The organism is Chitinophaga silvisoli, from assembly GCF_003412465.1.
In the GTDB taxonomy this organism is placed as follows: Bacteria; Bacteroidota; Bacteroidia; order Chitinophagales; family Chitinophagaceae; genus Chitinophaga; species Chitinophaga silvisoli.
Genome location: NZ_QTJV01000015.1, coordinates 19,112 through 37,508 on the forward strand (window position 1 = coordinate 19,112; position 18,397 = coordinate 37,508).

Genomic DNA, 18,397 nt, shown 5'->3' on the forward strand with positions numbered 1-18,397 from the left:
TGCCATTTTTATTTGCCCTCTTCTATTTCAAGATCAGTAACTACGGCCAGCTTTTCAGCGCCGGTCACCATGTCAAATACCGTATTCAGACTTGTCATCAGTTTTTCAATAGCATAACTGATCTGAACCACGATCACCTCCGCAGCCACAAACTGACCGAAAGTCATTTCTCTTTCAACTACGAAGAATGAACCCATGAGCAGCAAAGCACCCATCAGTATCGTGCGCAGCGCTACGGAGCTGGCAAAGAATTTCTTCAGTACATTGAAGTGATCATTACGGGCCATGAGATATTTAGCGGTAATTTCATCTGTGGTTTTACATACCTGGTCCATTTTTTCAGGATGCCCACGGTATTTGTCCAGGTCAGATGCCACCTCTTCCAGGTGGGCTACCAACTCATATTTATAGCCCGATTCTTCAATACTGGTATTGACACCATGTCTGAAATAAAGTACCAGCACCAGTGCAATGGCGAAGATGGCAAAGAGCCCTACGGCCATAAATACCGGGTGATAAAAGGAGAGCAGTATAGCACTGAAAAAGATCTGGACGGACGCAGCTACAATGTCCACCAGCAGTTTGGTCAGGCCTTTCTGAATAGTCAGAATATCAAAGAAACGGTTCACCAGTTCAGGTGGATGTTCACCAATTATTTCCTCCTTCTTAATACGGGGCAGGCGATACGCGAACTCCACAGCCGCTTTGGCGAAGATCTTCTGTTCAAGAAATTCTACCAGCGTCAGTTGCCCGATTAATAATGCGCCCCCGATTACGATACCTGTCAGTACTACTCCAATTAAGATATAGGTAGAACTATACATAGACCCGTTGGACAGCAGGTTATAGACCGCTGTGGTACCCAGGGGCAGTGTAAGCCCGATAATGCCGATTAATACGGCATAAATAAAAATGTAATTAATAGAGGATCGTTCGTGATATAACAATCTCACCAGCCTTTGCCAGGGCGATGGCGCATCCGCATGCTTCTTCTTCTTCATAAACACAGTTTATTCTAGTAATGAATTGATGATGATGTAGTATTACTATATACACTGGTGTGCTATGATGATAACGAAGCCTGTTCTGGATTTAAATGAATAAAAGTGGAGGGGGAGTCAATACATCCCTGAGAGGTTCTTTGAAAATGCTAAAACTATAGGTACCCCAATGAACGGAGAGCGGGAATGTGCGGGTAGGAATGCAAAAGCTGAGCCCGTCCTCATAAAAAGAGAAGAGCTTTTTACCGCCTTTTTTTACACAGCTGTCCCCGAAGTCGCCAAAAGGCGCTTCATCACTGGCATTCTCGATAATATAGGATTTGTAATAAGTGTACAAATAATCGCATACGCCGACAGTAAATACTGTAACCAGCAGCAACCATATTATCCCCTTTAACGACGAGTTTCTTAAGTTGTTCACAATTTCCACTGTTACAAATATAGGGATTCATAGGTGCTTTTACAAACGTGCATGGGTATGCTAACATAAAATTTATACTGGCGGGACTCAATTTTTCATCGTGCTATAAAGGCAAGGTTATATGTAGCATCATTGATATGTTTGCTTAATACCAAACTTCTTCATCTTTGCAAACAGGGTCTGTGCAGCTATTCCCAACGCTGCTGCAGCGCCTCCTGCTCCACTTACCTTACCCTGGCTTGCCTTCAGCGCCCTGATAATATGCTCCTTCTCCATCTCTTCCATAGTCTTAATCGCCTCCGAAGATGCTACAGGTGTAATGTCCGGCTGTGCACGCAGATCAATCGAAGTAATCTCCTGGCCCTCTGCCAGCAATACCTGCCGTTCTATCAGGTGCTCCAGTTCCCTGATATTGCCCGGCCATGGATATTCCTTCATCTGCCGCAATACAGCGGGGCTGATCCTATTCACCGTCTTCCCAAATTTCTCCAGGAAATAATAGGCCAGCGGCTCTATATCATCTTTCCTTTCCCGCAGCGGGGGCACTTCTATGGGAAATACATTCAGCCTGTAATACAGGTCCAGCCTGAACCTTCCCTCCGCTACCTCTTTCTCTAAATTTCTATTGGTCGCTGTAATTATTCTTACATCAATCGGAATGATAGCTTGTCCACCTAGGCGTTCTACTTCGCGCTGCTGCAATACCCGCAGCAGTTTTACCTGTGCCTCCAGGGGCAATTCTCCTATTTCATCCAGGAAAACAGTACCTCCATTTGCCTGTTCAAACTTCCCGATCCTTTGCTGGTTCGCACCTGTAAAAGCCCCTCTTTCATAACCAAACAACTCCGACTCTACCAGTGAAAGTGGGAGTGCCGCACAGTTCACCGTGACCATAGGCTGATGGCTCCTGGCCGATGCCCTGTGGATGGCCGCTGCCACCCTCTCCTTGCCCGTACCGCTTTCGCCGGTAATGAGCACAGAAGTATTGCTATGTGCTACCTTGCTGATATGATCCAGCACGTTGGCAAAAGCTGCACTTCTGCCTACCATCCCCGTGTCCTGCAGCACCGCCTGCTGTTGCTGCTTCGTCTCCATCTCATGCCTGAAGAAAGCAATGTCCAGCATTACCAGCAGGTCTTTTTCCCTGAATGGCTTTACCAGGAATCCATATGGATTGGTCGTCTTCGCCGCCTCCAGGATCTCCTGGTTCGTATTGGCAGATATAAACAGGAAAGGTATGTGCTGTGTCAGCAGTTCCCTCGCCAGGTCAATGCCCGTCAGGGCTCCCTTAAGGATAATGTCTATCAGGATCCAGTCAGGTTGTTTGCTTTCAATCAGCTTGCGTGCCTGCACTACGCCGGAGGCGATGCCTACTACCGTATAACCCGCTTTCTCCAGCATCAGCCGCAGATCATTGGCAACTATAAACTCATCTTCTACAATCAGGATCTTCATATCATTTCTTTTTGCGTAGCAGGAAACACTACCCTGATGATCGTACCCTGCCGGCTCTTTACTTCAAAAGTCCCGTCCAGCTGCTCACTCAGTCCCCGCATCAGGCTCATGCCCAGTGTGGTAGTTTCCTCCAGGTTCCATTGTTGGGGTAATCCACTTCCATTGTCAAAAATACATAGTTCCCTGTATGAATCGCCTTTTGTGACCAGGGTAATACTGATGATACCCTGTTGCCTGTCTTTAAAGGCATATTTAATGGCATTGCTGACCGCCTCGTTCAATATGAGACCCAATGGTACCGCCTGGGCAACATCGAGCTCTAAAGGCGCTATTTGCAGCTGAAACGTGATGCTGGTTTCCGTTGGAAAACTTTCCCTCATATAAGCCACCAGTTCCTTGATGTACCAGTTCATGTCAATAGTCGCCAGGTTATCTGTCTGGTACAGCTTCTGGTGAATCAGCGACATGGCATGCATACGATGCTGGCTATTCCTGATCGCATCGATGGCATCCTGGTTGTCGAGGTAAATAGATTGTGAATTCAGCAGACTGATTACGATTTGGAGGTTATTCTTCACCCTGTGGTGGATCTCTTTCAGCAGCCATTCTTTTTCTACCAGCAGCTTTTTCAGCAATTCATTCTGGTGATTGATCTCCTCCTGCTTCTGTTGTAATTGCAGGTTGCTGCGTTGTTTCAACCGGCTACGGTTATACGTCAGCGCGAGGATGAACAGGAGAGTACATACCCCTGCAAAGATCACATTCCTGAAAATCTTTTCTTTTTGTAAAGATGCTTCCTGCAATGCACTTTTCTGTGTCAGCAACAGGATGTCCTTATCTTTTTTAGCACCTTCAAACTGTAACTGCAAACTAGCCAGCTGCCTGGATTTCTGGATGCTTGTCAGGGAATCAGATAATGCTTTATATTGTTTAAAGTGGACCAGTTCTGCCTGCACATTGCCCATCGCAGAATCAGCACGATAGAATAACTGGTATAATATCACTTTCCTGTTAATCTGTTCCTGCCGGTTCCTGGTCTCCTGTTCCGCCGCAATCAGGAAGGGCATGCTTTCCTTCATACGACCTGTACGTTGCAGGTACGAAGCAAGTGCCAGTCTTGAGAACTGTGCCGAAGATGGAGAGTTGGGGTGACGGTTATATAAAGAAAGCAATCGCTGAAAGTATGGGGCTGCTCCTTTAAAGTCTTGTTTGTCGAGATAGATATACAAATATCTTGTTGCTACTTCTGCAGAGTCATCGTTGTCCGGGTGCATATAGTATTTTTCTGCTGCACGAATGGTATCAAGTGCAGCAGAAAACTGGCCTGTCTTTCTGTAGATGTAGGCTATGTTCATTTGTATGGTTTGAATGCTGGGTGTATCATGATTAAGATAAGCTATTTTGAGCCCGCGGTTAAAGTAATCCAGGGCAGGGGAATAATCCTCGATAGAGAAATAGATCATACCCAGCCTGTTATAAATGGGGCTCATTATAATCCCGGTTTCATGAAGCTTTTCGCCCGTTTCAATCGCCATGATATTATACCGGAGTGCATTCTGGAAATCATTCATGAACATATACGTGGATCCCATCAGGCTATAAATTCCATGCAGGCGGGTATAACCAGTTAATTTATATAATATCAGCGCAGAATCCATTGTCTTCAAAGCCTGCTTGTATTCGCTATTGATGTTATATAATTCTCCGGTATATTCCAGCATGCTCCCTGCGGAAAAATAATTTTTTATGTCGAGGTAACGTTGCGCACCTGCTTTGTAGTAAAATATTTTCTTCTCCATGTCAGCAGGCTTATTCTTATAAGTTCCGCCTACTTCTATAAGTGCTTCCGCCTGCAGGGTTGGGGTGCCATATTGATTCAGGATAGACAGGGCTTCCAGGCTGGCTTCGCGGCGGCCATCGTCTCTGTGCGATTCGTTGAGGATTTTGGCAGTCAGGAGTCTGCCCATGCCAATGCCTTGGTGGTAATTTGTACTACGGCTATAGGTATCTATCTGTCTGGCTATAGCCCAGGCAGAATCCATATCTTCCTTCTCATAACCCGTTTTCAGGAGCAGGCGTTGCCCTTCCCGGTACAGTCGGGCTATCTTTGCCGTATCCTGTCCAAATGAAGAAATAAAAAACAGGAGGGCCACCAAAGTGGCCACTCCCTTTATTTGAAGATCATGCATCATATTATACCAGCTGTTTGCGTGGCAGGGCTTCCCTCATCAGATAACAGATACAGATGGCGACACCTGGTCCAATTATAGACGTTAATCCCAGGTATCTGGCCATAATGCCCCCCATCAGGCAACCCAGCAAAAAGCCTCCGATTAATACAGATATATTTCGCAGACTCTGCAAGGCTGCCGGCTCCCTGAAGCCTGTACGTATCAGGTTGCCCAGGTCAAGGGCTGCCTGCGTGACATTTCCTGTCATCATCGTGGTCGGACCATGCGTTTCTTTGGCAAAGAGTTTCCCAAATGCATTCTGCAGGCCCATCGCCACTACTACTAAGAACACCAGCAAATATAGCATAAAGGAACTCATCAGGGGCAGGAACATCGCTGCGACCCCCGTACCTATCAGCAACATACTTTCCACCATCAGGATCCTGTACTTTCTGACCAGTACCCTGGCCAGCCAGCCACCCACCATTACCGCCACTACAAAGGTCGGAAAGGTAATGAGCTTGATCCAGTCACTGCTCTTACCGCCGGAGGATACCATCTGTGCGGCAAAGGTGATAAAGTTGCCCGTGACGTGTGCCGAGAAAATAGCACCTCCCGATACAAAAGTAACGGTGTCACAAAAACCTGCTACCCATGCCAGCAGGAAAGAAACCCAGTGAATATTATGTTTTGGTTCTTCCATATTATACTATTGTTCCAGGTGTGCTCTCAGCATCCAGGCCATTTTCTCATGTGTTTCCATCAATCCTGTAATATAATCACTGGTACCTGCATCGCGAAATGCCTGTGCATACCCGTTGATGTTTTCTCTCAGGTGAATTAGGATGCTCTCATGATCAGCCAGCAGTTCTTTGATGAAACCTATACTGTCATTTTTCTCCCTGCTTTGTTCTGTAAGGTGTGTCAGTACCAGGTATTCTTTCAGTGTAGCAGGCGGGAAGTGACCAAGGCTTCTGATTCTTTCTGCTACAGTGTCTACGATCTCTTCCAGCTGCCCGTATTGTGCTTCGAAAAAGAGATGCTTGCTGTGAAAGTCAGCCCCGGTTACACACCAGTGTGCCTTGCGGGTCTTTGTGTACAATACAAATTCATCAGCTAAGATTTTACCTAATGAATGGGCTACCTCAGCCAAATAATTTTCTTTAATCCCGATGGATGCTTTCATGTTATTGTAATTTTAAGAATAATAAAGAGTCAATGGAGAAACGGCCGGCACCTATCAGCAGGATAAACAGCAGACATAGTGTGTAGACATAAGGAACATCCCTTACTTCCAGGCTATCCTTTCTGTGTACAACGAAATAACCGATAGCTGTCACCCCGATAGTAGGTAAAATCACCAGTCTGGTAGCTACTCCCAGCATGAGTAAGAAAGGCACTACGGTATCCGCAAATGTGGCTACCAGCCCATTTAATTTGTCAGGCAGTCCGAGTGGATTCGGTACATGCTCACGCTGCCCGTTTTCCACCCTGAACTTTTTCATGCCATGTACCCTGAACAGCTCTAATGCGAGCAATACCCGGAAACCCAGCATGGCTGCATTGTTAAGCGTACTGCCCAGGTCTGAGTATAATATGTAACGAAGCATATGTGATGATTTAAAATGCAAAACAGGAACATCCCAGCACTCCCCAGAATGCGGTGTAGTTATCAACAGGTACATTACTTTTACGTGCTACGTCGTGGTCATGACCATGTACATTACAGGTTCCTGCACATATATGCAGATCGCTTTTGACATAGCCACCAAACGTGTTCACCGGCGACCAGTCAGGCAATACAGGAATCTTTGGGGGAGCCAGACTGCCAAAATCATCCTGCGCATACACAATCTTTCCTCCCACAATAGTGAGCACAGATTCAATATGCTTAATCGCAGGTTCCGGGATAGTAAAGAAGTCCTGATCCAGCACGGCAATATCCGCCAGCATACCTACCTGTATACTGCCTTTGATGTGCTGCTCACTGCTGAACCATGCACTGCCCCGTGTATACAGCTCTAAGGCAGTAGTGCGGGATAAGCCTTCATTCAGTCGTAAACCACCTACGGTATTGCCCGTCACCAGCCAGTACAGCGCTATCCATGGATTGTAACTGCTTACTCTCGTGGCATCAGTACCTGCACCTACAGGCACGTCCAGTTCCAGCATTTTGCGGATGGGCGGTGTATGTGCACCAGCTTCCTTACCATAGCGGTCCACAAAGTATTCACCCTGGAATGCCATGCGGCTCTGGATTGCAATACCGCCACCCAGTGCTTTCACACGCTCTATATTCCGGACATCAATGGTTTCTGCATGGTCAAAGATCCAGGGGAGCCCGTCAAAAGGCATGTCCCTGTTCACCTTTTCAAATACATCCAGAAAGCGTGAGATGCTTTCATTGTAGGTAGCATGTATTCTGAATGGCCAGCGTTTTTCAACGAGCAGTCTTACTACTTTTTCCAGGTCCGCCTCCATATCCGAAGGCAGTGTAGGCCTTGGGGCTAAAAAATTCTCAAAATCAGCCGCAGAGAATACCAGCATTTCGCCTGCACCATTATGACGATACATATTATCGCCCTGGTGTGGTTTGACGAGTGTTGACCAATGCTCAAAGTCTTCATACTCCTTACCCGGACGCTGTGTAAACAGGTTGTAGGCAATGCGGAGTGTGAGCTGATCTTTTGCATGTAGTTCCTCTATCACCTGGTAATCCTCGGGATAATTCTGTGAGCCACCACCGGCATCAATTACACTTGTGATCCCAAAACGATTCAGCTCCGTCATAAAATGGCGGGTGCTGTTCAGCTGATATTCGTAAGAGAGCTTAGGCCCCTTACCAAGTGTAGCATAGAGGATCAGTGCATTCGGTGTAGCGAGGATCATCCCGGTAGGATTGCCATTGCCATCTTTTTCAATCTGTCCGCCGGGAGGTGCCTGCGTATCTTTGGTAAAACCTACTGCTCTCAATGCCGCTGCATTCAGCAATGCACGATCGTACAAATGCAGGATGAATACAGGCGTATCAGGTGCAATGGCATTGATTTCAGCAAGAGTAGGCATTCTCTTCTCGGCGAACTGCTGCTCGGTCCATCCGCCTACAACCCTTACCCATTGTGGAGTAGGAGTGACAGCTACCTGTTGTTTCAGCATACGGAGTGCATCTGCCAGAGAAGGAACGCCATCCCATCTCAGTTCCAGGTTGTAATTCAATCCACCCCTGATCAGGTGAATGTGTGAATCGATCAAACCCGGTATCACCCGCTTCTGTTTCAGGTTGATGGCCGTACCACTGTACTTGTTCAGGATGTCGGCATCCTTGCCTACCGCTACGAACTTTCCATCCAGGATAGCAACAGCGGTGTGGTCGCCGGCATGAATCTTCCCGTTATATAAAATGAGATCTGCCTTCATATTACTGGAATGATTGAATAGCCTCCTGGATACCTTGTCCGGCTACAGTGAAAAATGCAGGACCAGCCAGCAGTATTACCTTACTCAATGGTTTGAAACTGGCATAGTGTTTCCCTTTCAGGTATTCAGCTACCTTGTACGCCTGCAGCATGCCTTTAGTTACATTTTCTGCTACCAGTGCAGTAGGTGAATCGATCCCTGCGTCTTTCAGGTCGCTGGCGAAGGAAAGGGTTGTTACATTTAGTGACAGTGCTTCGCGCATCGCTACACTACCTACTTTCGTCATCAGCTCAGGGCTGAATTGATTACGATCGCCCAGCCCGATCAAGAGGAGTTTCTTTGCTTTGATCTTACCAGCCGGTGGGGTGATGAGGATGGTTTCCAGTGCATGACCTGCAAACTGCCCGGATTTGCGGATTTCGGTGATGAGACCATTCGTCGCTTCATCCAGGTGTACCATGCCATTCAGTGCTGCTGGCAGGGCAGGAGGGGCGTTGAAAATATCACCTTCCGTATATTCAAATACACAGGCTACCTGCAGGTCTGCTACTGCTGCCGATGGGCCCTGTACCAGTCCTTCGATGCTTACCCCATCGACTTTGCCCCAGGCTTTGGTGGTACCTACAGCAGTCGTTTGCTGTGCATGTACAAAAATGTGTGCAAGTAATAATGCGGTTACAACTATTGTGCGTTTCATGTTTTTTAAAATTTAAAGGCCACCCGTGTATTGATGAAGATCCCGTCCTTGTGATCAGGAATCAGGTCTTCGACCAGTGTGCCGGTTTTGAAATATTGGATACCAGTGTTGACGGAGAAATTTTTATTGAGTGTATACACTACGCTTGCCAGCCATGCCGTACCAATGTACCGCTTCGTAGAAGGAAGGCCTGCCATCTTATAACTGCCACTGGGACGATAAATGCCATCCTGCAGGGAATAACGCCAGTTGAATACAGCATCTGCCTGTACAGTAAAATGCTCACCCAGCGCCATGTTGCTGTAAGGATGCAGATCTATCAGGTTCACAGGTCCTATCTGCGGACTAAAACCAAAGTAGCCCCCTTTGGGAAAAAGTGGATTGAAGGTTTGCAAAGCCCCATCGCCCTGCTTATGGTCGCCTGATATGTAATCATGACGCAGGTTGATGGTAGGATGCCCCTTTACGGATTCAAACATATACCCGAGGTCTGCGCTTGCTGTCCATGCACGGATCTCACCTGTTCCAAATGTGCCAAACTGGTAAGCGGCTTCCAGGTTATAGATGAATCCTCCGCCGTACTTCCAGAAACGGCCACCGATGGTATGCCGGGTTTCCCTGCCAATGCCTTCTTCAAATCTGGCTGAGTCGCGGCGGATGCCCAGGTAGTAAGCGTCTACGTTTCCTGCATGAGGAATGATGTATTTGCCATATACTCCCCAGAAGCTTAGCTGCCTGCTGAGCGTATTGTCAAACACACCTGTATTGACAACATCAGTAGCCATTACAAAGGCATCCAGCGATAAGCGGGCATCGGCATACATGATTTTGCCTCCTGTAAAGTACTGGCGCAGGTTAGGTCCTTCACGTACAGAGATCAGCCGGCCACTGCCATAATCCAGCTCCTGCCGGCCGATGCGGATGGTGAAGCCTTTGAGCGGCATCACATCTACAAAGAGGTTCTGCACATTCAGCTTATCCTCATCGATAGGGCGGGGGCCATTTTTACGGCCCCCTTCCCAGCCACTGCGGAGCTGTGAGAACAGCCTGACATAAGCAGTGAGGTGAAGATCTGCATGCACATCATAACGCTGAAGCCAAAACGAATTATGACCAATGCCCTGTTGGCCCCAGTCTTCGTTGTGGAAGTCTACGTATTCCACGCGGGCTTCGCCGCCGAAGGAGAGGTAACTGTTATCACGGCCCAGCGGGATGTACTTGATTCCCTTGCTGGAAGAATCGTACTTCTCGTCAAATCGCATGAGCTTAAACCCCTGCCCGCAGGCAATAGTCGTGATCAGCAGCAGGATGGCTGCGATGACAGCGGTGATACAGACTTTCAGGAATTGTAGCATCTTAGTGATTGTGGAGCATATTGTGGGCATATTGAATACCGATGCCGTAAGCACCACCATATTTTTTCATGAGGTCAGTAACAGGTCCGTAGGTTTCCTGTCTTGCCCAGTCACGTTGCAGTTCAAGCAGGTATTGAATAGAAGTGATAGGTTTTACACCGGCATGCACCATTCTTTGAATAGCGCGTTCATGTGCTTCGCTGCTTACATCGCCACAGGCATCAGTGATGACGTATACAATGTGACCTTCTTCCAGCGCAGAGAGGGCAGGGCCTACGATACATACGCTGGTCCAGAGGCCGGCGAGAACGATTTTTTGCTGTTGGGTAGCTTTGATGGCTTTGTAGGCAGCAGCATCCTCCCAGGTATTCATGCTGGTACGATCTATATAGCCGCTGCTTGCCTGTGGATAGAATTGTTCTATTTCAGGAAATACGGGACCGGAGAAGGAGTTCTCGGCAACGGTGGTTACGATCGTTGGTACATTGAAAATTTTAGATGCACCGGCCACGATGGCAGTATTGGTTCTTAATTCGCTCAGGGCAATGCTTTTGGTAGCGAATCCCATTTGTCCTTCGAAGTCGATGAGGACGAGGGCGTGGTTGTCAGGTGCGAGCAGATTGGAGGATGGTTTCATGTTGTGACGTTTTTTCACAGGATTGCCAATCTGTATGCCGCTCTTTAAAGTATTTGAAAATCAATTAGTTGACTAGGTTCCAGGGAATCGATAATTTACCGTATTTCGTATTTTGACTGAAAAAAAAGCAACCGCACCCTAAAAGGAGTGCGGTTGGCAAAAATATAGTTGAGAGGATGAATTACACTGTAATCGATTCATATGCTTTTTCCATGGCTGTATCCTGTACACCTGGTACGGCCAGTCCTTCTGCTCTTACGACGGTCACATCAGTCATACCCATAAAGCCTAATACGGCCCTCATATAATTTTCTGTATAGTCATAGATCTTCATGGCCCCTTCGGAGTAAATACCTCCTGTGGAAATAGCCAGGTATACTTTCTTCCCTTTGATCAGGCCTTCAGGACCGTTTGCACCATAACTGAAAGTCTTTCCTCTCCGCGCAATATGGTCCAGCCATGACTTCAGGTTAGACGTGATACCAAAATTATACATGGGCGCACCGATTACGATCACATCGGCAGCCTGCAGTTCTGCAATAGCCTCGTCAGAGTGTGCGATTGCACTTACCTGCTCAGGAGATCTGTTTTCATCGGGAGTAAAGAAAGATTGGATATGCGCTTCTTCCAGGTGAGGGAAGGGAGCTGCTGCCAGGTCACGAACTACCACTGTACTACCGGGGTGAGCAGCGGTCAGTTTATCTACAATGGCATTTCCTAATTGTGCGCTATACGACTGGGATCTTCTTGGGCTGGTGATCAAATGCAATATTCTCATGATGCTTATTTTAAGTTTTAGCCCAAAATTATCCAGAATACCCACGCAGCTGGCGATACTATATTCCCGGATAGCGCTATCCTTCAGGATAGTAATATGTCGTATTTTTGTACCATGAGTGTAAGAACCAAAGAAACATGCAATAAACACATCATCCCTGTCAGGGATGCGCTTGAGGTATTAGGCGGCAGGTGGAAACTCCAGCTCCTGATTCATCTTTCCTTTGGTCCACGCCGTTTCAGCCAGCTTGCAAAAGAGCTGAGTCCTATTACAGACAGAACCCTTTCCAGGGAACTCAAAAGCCTGGAAGCCAACAAGGTGATTACCCGCACCGAATACGATGCCTTTCCACCGGTGGTAGAATACAAGATTACGCCACATGGAGAGTCACTGTTTGCTGTGATTTCGGAGCTGGGTAACTGGGGCCGCGCCCATAGGAAATTGATAATGGATAAGTAAGACCCGGGCTCAGGAAAAATCCCTGAAAATCTCAGTCACCGCTGCTGTCAGCTCCTTGGCCAGCAAAGGCTTTTTCAGCAGTTTCACAACCATTGGATTAGCATAGGTACGGCTAATATCACTATAATCAAGCGAAGAGGATACCATGATTACATGGCACTGCGATTTAATCCTGGCAGGATAGCTGTCAAAGGCTTCCAGGAAATCAAATCCATCCATCTCCGGCATCTGTATATCCAGCAGGATAACGGTAGGAGGTATACGAGGTAAGGTTATATTCGACGATAGAAACTCAAGCGCTTTATTGGCATTATTAAAAGCAAGCACAGTCCGGCTGATTTGCTGTATTGCAATCAGCTTTTCGTGCAATAGAAGGTCCACTTCATTGTCATCTATCAAAATCACACGTAAATCAGGAATCGAAATCATTTCTGTTCGGAATGCTTATTTCAAATTGTGTACCTTCTCCATACTTGGATTCTACATTGATTGTACCGCCAATTTTATTCAGCGCTTCTTTCACTATATAAAGGCCAATACCACTACCCGGCTTGTTGTTATTCTTAGATCTGAAGAACATCTTGAAGATGTTGTTCAGGTGTTCACTCAATATACCAATACCATTATCCGATATCAACAGTGTTGCCTTGTGCGGCTCTACTTTCACCGCCATGTTTACTTTTGGATGTACTTCATCGGGCTTCTGGTATTTAACAGCGTTTGATATAAGGTTGTTCAGTATGACACTGATACGGAAAGTATCGCCTTTGAAATCCACCGGCTGATCTACCGTTACCTGGAATTCAATTGCTGTATTCTGGTGCTTGAACTGTGAGATACATTCATTCAGCAGGTGGTCAAAGTTAATCTTCTCATACTCCACGTCCAATCTTGAATTACGGTAGTATTCAATAATCTTCTGGATAAAGCCATCCAGTTTCTGAATACATACTTCGATCATATTCAGGTAGCCATTAGGGTCAGTCACAGAGTTATCCAGCCTGCTCAGGTTAATGATGCCCAGTACAGACATGAGTGGAGAGCGAAGGTCATGGGAAGTGGAATAGATAAAGCGATTCAGTTCGTCATTAATCTTTTCCAGTTCGACGATCTTTTCCTTCAGCTGTTTGCGGGTAGCATATATTTCGTAAGCATTCTGAATGGTTCTGTGCAGTTCATGCTCATCCCATGGCTTCTTGATATATGAAAAGATGTGCCCCTTGTTAATAGCGTCTATAATGTCTTCTACATCGGTATAGCCGGTGAGCAGGATACGCATAGGGTCCGGCAGGGTATCTTTAATCTCATTAAAGAATTCAACACCGGTTGATACGGGCATCTTCTGGTCTGCAATGATAATATGTACATCGATGCTCTTTAGTAACTGCTTTCCTTCCTGGGCGGAGTTTGCAGTATAAATTTCATAACTGCGGCGGAAGCTGGCTTTAAAAGCATTTAGGTTGTGTACTTCGTCGTCAATGTAGAGAATCCTGATACGGTTTTCTTTCATTCACTAATGTTTTATACAAAAAACGATAATGTTCATTTTGTAGGGCGCTGTTCCTGTCTGGGGCCACGATTGGAGTATGGCACTAGGCCATAACGGCTATCTTCAATGGTAAATATATAATAAATTCTGCACCTTCCCCCGGGGCAGTATTTACCAATATGCGTCCCTGATGCTTTTCTATGATACTGAATACGATAGAAAGGCCCAGACCAGTACCTTCGCCAACGTCCTTGGTGGTAAAAAACGGATCAAAGATCTTTTCTTTTACCTTTTCAGTCATGCCCGGGCCGGTATCTTTGATACTGATCACTGCCATTTCATCTTCCTGCCAGGTACTGATGATAACACGTTCTTCGCGGCCATCAGAATGGGTTTTAATTGCATTGAAGGCATTGGTCAGGATGTTCATGAATACCTGGTTCATCTTACCGGCATAGCATTCAATCTTGGGCAGGGTGCCATAGTGTTTCTCCACTTTTACATTTGGCGGAATACTATTCTTAAGCAGTACGAGTGTACTATCCAGCCCTTCGTGCAGGTCTACGGATTTCACATCACTTTCATCCAGGCGGCTGAAGGTACGCAATCCTTTGACAATCTCTGCTGTACGGGAGGCACCATCTTCAATACCTTTGATCAGGGAAGCGATTTCTTCGTGTATATAATCGATGTCTATCTCCTGTTTGTAAGCAGCGATTTCCTGCAGTTCCGACTTCACATCGGTCGCTGTTGCCAGTCCATCGTACTTATTGAGCAGGGTTCTGATATCTGCAATATCCAGTTTGAGTGGCTTAATATTGGAAGTGACAAAGTTGATCGGGTTATTGATCTCATGAGCGATACCTGCCGTGAGCTGACCGAGAGAAGCCATCTTCTCTCTTTCTACCAGCTGGGTCTGTGCATCCTTCAGGTTCTTCATGGCTATGTTCAGCTCTTCGTTGGTGGTTTGCAGCTCTTCAGTACGTTTATGCACTTTGTCTTCCAGGATGATATTCTGCTCTCTCACCAGGCGTTCATTCTCCTGTGATGCCTGCAGGGCCTCGGCTCTGAATACATTGATCTTATGTGCCAGTGCGAAGGAGAGGAGCAGGGCTTCCATACCTGATCCTATCTGCAAAGCGTAATAGGTAAAATCATTGTATGGCAGCAGGTTCATATTGCGCATTACAAATACGATCACACTGAGCAGGAATACGGACCATGCCAGCAGGAAGAAACGGGCAGAGCTATAACCCATCCGGCTCATTTTCAGCGGTACAATGAATACGATCACAGCTGCAGCACTCACTACCAGCTGTACCCAGATCTGGGCAATGGTATACCAGTTCAGCAGGGCAGGAATAAAGGCTACCAGGTATGCATAAATGAGATAGTTGATGAGGCGGTGTCCAAGCTGATAATGTTGCTTCGTCTGCAGGAATTGCTGTACAAACATCAAAGCTGTTAGCCCGTTGAAGATAGGTACCAGCACGGAGGCATGCATGGCCAGCCATGGCCAGGATGGCCATAGGAAGCGGAAGGCAAAGCCCTGCAGGGTCGCCTGTGTAAGCCCTACAAAGATGTTGTACGATACGTAGATCAGGTAACTGTTATCCTTTGTAGACAGGAAGATAAAGAGGTTGTAAAAGGACATGGCGAGGATAACCCCCACATACAGTCCGAAGATGAGGCCCCGGGAGCTGTTCTTGGTCGTTACCTGCTCTTTGGTGCCCACATAAATAGGTAGTTGCAATTGTTCCCCGGCCTTGATGCGCAGGTAGTACAGATGAGTACTGTGTGCCTGGAATACGAGGGGGAAGATATAGTTCTGATGATCGAAAATCCTGTTGTGGTACTGGGTGAATTCCCCCAGCCTGGTTTCTTTGAATGTGCCATCGGGCAAGAGTTCAAAGAGGGTAATATCGTCGATAGTGGGATATTCTACTTCCAGTAGCAGTTTGCGGGCAGCACCGGGATTTTCGATGCTAAACCTTGCCCAGTGGGTATAAGGCGTGATCTGCAGGTTAGGTACATTTTCGCCTGGAGAGGTGAAAGAAACGTTTTGTATTTCTTTTATGCCAAGCTTGTTTGACTTGTCAGTAAATAATTCAAGGTACCTGCCAATGCGTGTGAGGGGCATACCCTCCTCATATACAAAGGGAGCTGCAGCCTGTGTATGCACATAGCATAATAGGGCGAGTAACCATAAGGTAATGATCCGGAACATGCGATAAATTTAGAGAAAATTCACCGTTCACTCTGCACTTTGGTATATTGGTAATCGGGTATTTCCAGGTGATAGCTGACTTCGTAGGAACCTTTAGGACCAACTTCTGTTTTAGTTTGAATGAGTGTTTCCCTCAGATCATAGATGAGCTCCCGTTCTTTTGGATCCGCATATTCCAGGGAATTGACATCGTTGATCACCATAGCAGTGGCTACGAAATCGTCTTTAGGATAGAAAAAGGTGCCTTTATCGCCGAGGGATTCGTCAATCATAAATCCTACCCGCTTCCCGATACGGGTGGTAATGGGGGCGCATAAAACGTGGAAATTGTCGATGGGCAGTTGTGCGGCAAGTACTACACCAGCCCTGGCCAGTACCTGGCTGCCGATACCCATACCAGCTACTTCTTTAGAGTTCCACATGGCGCAAATCTCAGCACTGCCGGGTTTTACCATGTCGTAGATTTTGCTGTCGTACTTACCGATCGCCGTTTCAATAGGCAGAGGGATGACACCGTCTGCCAGCTGTACTCTGGCTCCCCCATAAGTTTTGGTGCGGGATTCATCTTCAACAATAATTACAATACTATTCTCATGTTGCATCCAGTCCGCGTTGCCGGACGTGATCTTGGCGATCCCAAAATAGATCTCCAACAACCTAAGGTGGCCGTTGTAAAACCTCAGGCAGGCTTCAGGATCGTCTGGTGCTCTAAATGCCCTTACTGTAATCATGATTTTGCATGTGGATACTCTTTAATAATAGCATTGGTACGGGGGAGTGGTATGAACAGACCGGCATCGCATTCGGTTGCAAAGAATGTGGTGTAAGCCAGTTCTAACCAGCTTGATTTAAACAAATATCTGCTCGAAGTCTACATAATACCTGCCGGAGCTCTTGTATTGATCCAGCAATATACGCCTGCAGGTGTCAGTGACAGCAGCACCTCCGAGTACGACAGAGGAAGCAAGCTGGGGCCAGGTGGTAATTGTTTTACCAATTTCGCTCAGGGAGTATTTCATCCTGGCAGACATATCATCCAGGGCAACCATGGGGCGGAAGATAGGGAGTTTCTCAGCGTCAGTCAGCCCTTTTAACTTTTCCAGATCCAGGTCGGCAGGGATAAAACCATGCAGCAGGGGCCTTTCAGGTTCGAGGTCAAAACGCTCTACATCTACCATCCCTCTGTCATTGGTGTCCATTACTACCGGGATCTGTAAAGCTTTTGCCTTTACCCGGCTTAGTATTTTGATATCTATGCCATCACATTCTTCTACCAGCACATCCAGGTTACCCCCACCAGTAAAGAAGTCGTCCAGATTCTGCTCTGTAGCACCATCCAGGTAACATTTTACTTTGATGAAAGGATCCAGTTCTGCTATTTCCCTGGCTGCTACCACAGCCTTGGATACCTGTATATTATGTATCCCCGTACGAATACGGTTCATATTGGTTAGTTCAATTTTGTCAAAGTCGGCCAGTCTCAACTCTCCACATACTCTTTCCATTGCAATGGTCAGTGCTATACTACCACCCACTGAGAGACCAATAATACCGATCTTCTTTGTACGCAGTTTTTCAATTTCATCCTTCATGATCTTATGCTGGTTGCGGCTTGTGCGCAATGCAATAAAATCTTCCTCATCCACAATATGCACAACTCTGTCAGCCCATGGATAGTAAACCCATACTCCGATTTCTTCCAGCGCTTTATCTCCAACGTAAGCGGCTAAATGCTGCTCATATTCTTCGGGAGTCAAACGCCTGGTCGGGTTACTGATTTTGATGAGTTCTTTTAACTGGGATTCGATGTGATCATGAATGCGTATATGCGGGTTGCTGCTTAATAAGCTGGTAAGGGCTTTATACTCTTCTGCTTTTTCCAGCCTGTAGAAGGATGGTGTATAGTTGTTTGTTTCTGGTTGTTGTTTTTTAATATGTTCTTCTAATTCTCTCATTTTGCCTGGCATAAAAAAAATGTATGAACAATGAATGGTAAATTGGAATATTAATTGTATAATTAAAAAATATAATACTGTATCAGCACCCGCCCCTTAGTGTAGAGATATGTATCGGCATAAGGTTGAAGCCCTTTAAAGGCCAAGTTAGTTAGCGCACTACATATATTAGTTCGTCATCATGTAGTTTCGGGACAAATAGTTTTTATGTTCAAATAAAAAAATTTGTTAAAGTTTCACATGAAAGCTATGGTAAAATAACAATTAATTTCAAAAGAATGTGATTTATAGCCGTTATTTTAGGAATAAACCGTGAAATACGTAGTTGCCAGTAC

General features: G+C 46.3%; 18 protein-coding genes. 1 reads left to right on the forward strand and 17 read right to left on the reverse strand.

The genetic code is table 11. From position 1 onward, the window contains the following. Positions 1-8: 8 nt before the first annotated feature. The 12 genes from DXN04_RS29360 to DXN04_RS29415 all read right to left on the reverse strand — a co-directional run bounded on the left by DXN04_RS29360 (position 9) and on the right by DXN04_RS29415 (position 11,932). On the reverse strand, positions 9-1,001 hold the full coding sequence (locus DXN04_RS29360) for an ATP-binding cassette domain-containing protein (protein WP_116856993.1): 993 nt from the start codon (positions 999-1,001) through the stop codon (positions 9-11). Between the two features lie 91 nt (positions 1,002-1,092). Beyond that, the gene (locus DXN04_RS34655; protein WP_147320096.1) at positions 1,093-1,422 is read right to left on the reverse strand and encodes a hypothetical protein; all 330 of its coding nucleotides are present in this window, start codon (positions 1,420-1,422) and stop codon (positions 1,093-1,095) included. 129 nt (positions 1,423-1,551) lie between these two features. Then, a complete protein-coding gene (locus DXN04_RS29370) occupies positions 1,552-2,877 on the reverse strand; it encodes a sigma-54-dependent transcriptional regulator (protein WP_116856995.1) in 1,326 nt (441 codons plus the stop codon). After that, positions 2,874-5,069, reverse strand: coding sequence for a histidine kinase dimerization/phosphoacceptor domain -containing protein (locus DXN04_RS29375; protein WP_116856996.1), 2,196 nt, complete (start codon positions 5,067-5,069; stop codon positions 2,874-2,876). The genes DXN04_RS29370 and DXN04_RS29375 overlap by 4 nt, the downstream gene beginning before the upstream one ends. Position 5,070: 1 nt before the next feature. Then, positions 5,071-5,751 (reverse strand): YoaK family protein, encoded by a 681-nt coding sequence (locus DXN04_RS29380; RefSeq protein ID WP_116856997.1) that lies wholly within the window; start codon positions 5,749-5,751, stop codon positions 5,071-5,073. Positions 5,752-5,757: 6 nt separating this feature from the next. Next, a complete protein-coding gene (locus DXN04_RS29385; RefSeq protein WP_116856998.1) occupies positions 5,758-6,234 on the reverse strand; it encodes a Dps family protein in 477 nt (158 codons plus the stop codon). 1 nt (position 6,235) lies between these two features. Then, positions 6,236-6,658 carry a DoxX family protein gene (locus tag DXN04_RS29390; protein WP_233525717.1) on the reverse strand — a complete coding sequence of 141 codons (423 nt, stop codon included), beginning with the start codon at positions 6,656-6,658 and terminating at the stop codon, positions 6,236-6,238. Positions 6,659-6,668: 10 nt separating this feature from the next. Further along, positions 6,669-8,465 (reverse strand): amidohydrolase, encoded by a 1,797-nt coding sequence (locus DXN04_RS29395; protein ID WP_116857000.1) that lies wholly within the window; start codon positions 8,463-8,465, stop codon positions 6,669-6,671. A 1-nt stretch (position 8,466) separates the two neighbouring features. After that, entirely contained in the window at positions 8,467-9,162 is a 696-nt protein-coding gene (locus DXN04_RS29400) for a M17 family peptidase N-terminal domain-containing protein (protein WP_116857001.1), read from the reverse strand. A gap of 5 nt (positions 9,163-9,167) precedes the next feature. Further along, entirely contained in the window at positions 9,168-10,517 is a 1,350-nt protein-coding gene (locus DXN04_RS29405) for an alginate export family protein (protein WP_116857002.1), read from the reverse strand. Between the two features lies 1 nt (position 10,518). Further along, positions 10,519-11,154: a hydrolase gene (locus DXN04_RS29410; RefSeq protein WP_116857098.1), complete on the reverse strand. Its 636-nt coding sequence runs from the start codon at positions 11,152-11,154 to the stop codon at positions 10,519-10,521. Positions 11,155-11,335: 181 nt separating this feature from the next. Then, on the reverse strand, positions 11,336-11,932 hold the full coding sequence (locus tag DXN04_RS29415) for an FMN-dependent NADH-azoreductase (protein ID WP_233525718.1): 597 nt from the start codon (positions 11,930-11,932) through the stop codon (positions 11,336-11,338). 114 nt (positions 11,933-12,046) lie between these two features. On the opposite strand from DXN04_RS29415, the gene DXN04_RS29420 reads away from it, so the two are divergent. Beyond that, positions 12,047-12,391 carry a winged helix-turn-helix transcriptional regulator gene (locus DXN04_RS29420; protein WP_116857003.1) on the forward strand — a complete coding sequence of 115 codons (345 nt, stop codon included), beginning with the start codon at positions 12,047-12,049 and terminating at the stop codon, positions 12,389-12,391. Between the two features lie 9 nt (positions 12,392-12,400). On the opposite strand, the gene DXN04_RS29425 is transcribed toward DXN04_RS29420, so the two are convergent. The 5 genes from DXN04_RS29425 to DXN04_RS29445 form a co-directional block, all read right to left on the reverse strand. Then, a complete protein-coding gene (locus tag DXN04_RS29425; RefSeq protein ID WP_116857004.1) occupies positions 12,401-12,820 on the reverse strand; it encodes a response regulator in 420 nt (139 codons plus the stop codon). Continuing rightward, positions 12,804-13,901: a sensor histidine kinase gene (locus DXN04_RS29430; RefSeq protein ID WP_116857005.1), complete on the reverse strand. Its 1,098-nt coding sequence runs from the start codon at positions 13,899-13,901 to the stop codon at positions 12,804-12,806. The genes DXN04_RS29425 and DXN04_RS29430 overlap by 17 nt, the downstream gene beginning before the upstream one ends. 82 nt (positions 13,902-13,983) lie before the next feature. Beyond that, positions 13,984-16,107, reverse strand: coding sequence for a sensor histidine kinase (locus DXN04_RS29435; protein ID WP_116857006.1), 2,124 nt, complete (start codon positions 16,105-16,107; stop codon positions 13,984-13,986). Between the two features lie 20 nt (positions 16,108-16,127). Next, entirely contained in the window at positions 16,128-16,838 is a 711-nt protein-coding gene (locus tag DXN04_RS29440) for a hypothetical protein (RefSeq protein WP_116857007.1), read from the reverse strand. A gap of 117 nt (positions 16,839-16,955) precedes the next feature. Next, complete coding sequence (locus DXN04_RS29445; protein ID WP_233525719.1) at positions 16,956-18,062, reverse strand: Rv1355c family protein; 1,107 nt, start codon at positions 18,060-18,062, stop codon at positions 16,956-16,958. Positions 18,063-18,397: the final 335 nt, after the last annotated feature.

Excerpts from the sequence above, each read along its gene's own strand:
- DXN04_RS29435 (WP_116857006.1), bottom strand. The coding sequence starts at position 16,107 with ATGTTCCGGATCATTACCTTATGGTTACTCGCCCTATTATGCTATGTG.
- DXN04_RS29445 (WP_233525719.1), bottom strand. The coding sequence starts at position 18,062 with ATGAGAGAATTAGAAGAACATATTAAAAAACAACAACCAGAAACAAAC.
- DXN04_RS29415 (WP_233525718.1), bottom strand. The coding sequence starts at position 11,932 with ATGAGAATATTGCATTTGATCACCAGCCCAAGAAGATCCCAGTCGTAT.
- DXN04_RS29425 (WP_116857004.1), bottom strand. The coding sequence starts at position 12,820 with ATGATTTCGATTCCTGATTTACGTGTGATTTTGATAGATGACAATGAA.
- DXN04_RS29400 (WP_116857001.1), bottom strand. The coding sequence starts at position 9,162 with ATGAAACGCACAATAGTTGTAACCGCATTATTACTTGCACACATTTTT.
- DXN04_RS29410 (WP_116857098.1), bottom strand. The coding sequence starts at position 11,154 with ATGAAACCATCCTCCAATCTGCTCGCACCTGACAACCACGCCCTCGTC.
- DXN04_RS29390 (WP_233525717.1), bottom strand. The coding sequence starts at position 6,658 with ATGCTTCGTTACATATTATACTCAGACCTGGGCAGTACGCTTAACAAT.
- DXN04_RS29360 (WP_116856993.1), bottom strand. The coding sequence starts at position 1,001 with ATGAAGAAGAAGAAGCATGCGGATGCGCCATCGCCCTGGCAAAGGCTG.
- DXN04_RS29440 (WP_116857007.1), bottom strand. The coding sequence starts at position 16,838 with ATGATTACAGTAAGGGCATTTAGAGCACCAGACGATCCTGAAGCCTGC.
- DXN04_RS29385 (WP_116856998.1), bottom strand. The coding sequence starts at position 6,234 with ATGAAAGCATCCATCGGGATTAAAGAAAATTATTTGGCTGAGGTAGCC.
- DXN04_RS29420 (WP_116857003.1), top strand. The coding sequence starts at position 12,047 with ATGAGTGTAAGAACCAAAGAAACATGCAATAAACACATCATCCCTGTC.
- DXN04_RS29380 (WP_116856997.1), bottom strand. The coding sequence starts at position 5,751 with ATGGAAGAACCAAAACATAATATTCACTGGGTTTCTTTCCTGCTGGCA.
- DXN04_RS29430 (WP_116857005.1), bottom strand. The coding sequence starts at position 13,901 with ATGAAAGAAAACCGTATCAGGATTCTCTACATTGACGACGAAGTACAC.
- DXN04_RS29375 (WP_116856996.1), bottom strand. The coding sequence starts at position 5,069 with ATGATGCATGATCTTCAAATAAAGGGAGTGGCCACTTTGGTGGCCCTC.
- DXN04_RS29405 (WP_116857002.1), bottom strand. The coding sequence starts at position 10,517 with ATGCTACAATTCCTGAAAGTCTGTATCACCGCTGTCATCGCAGCCATC.
- DXN04_RS29395 (WP_116857000.1), bottom strand. The coding sequence starts at position 8,465 with ATGAAGGCAGATCTCATTTTATATAACGGGAAGATTCATGCCGGCGAC.
- DXN04_RS29370 (WP_116856995.1), bottom strand. The coding sequence starts at position 2,877 with ATGAAGATCCTGATTGTAGAAGATGAGTTTATAGTTGCCAATGATCTG.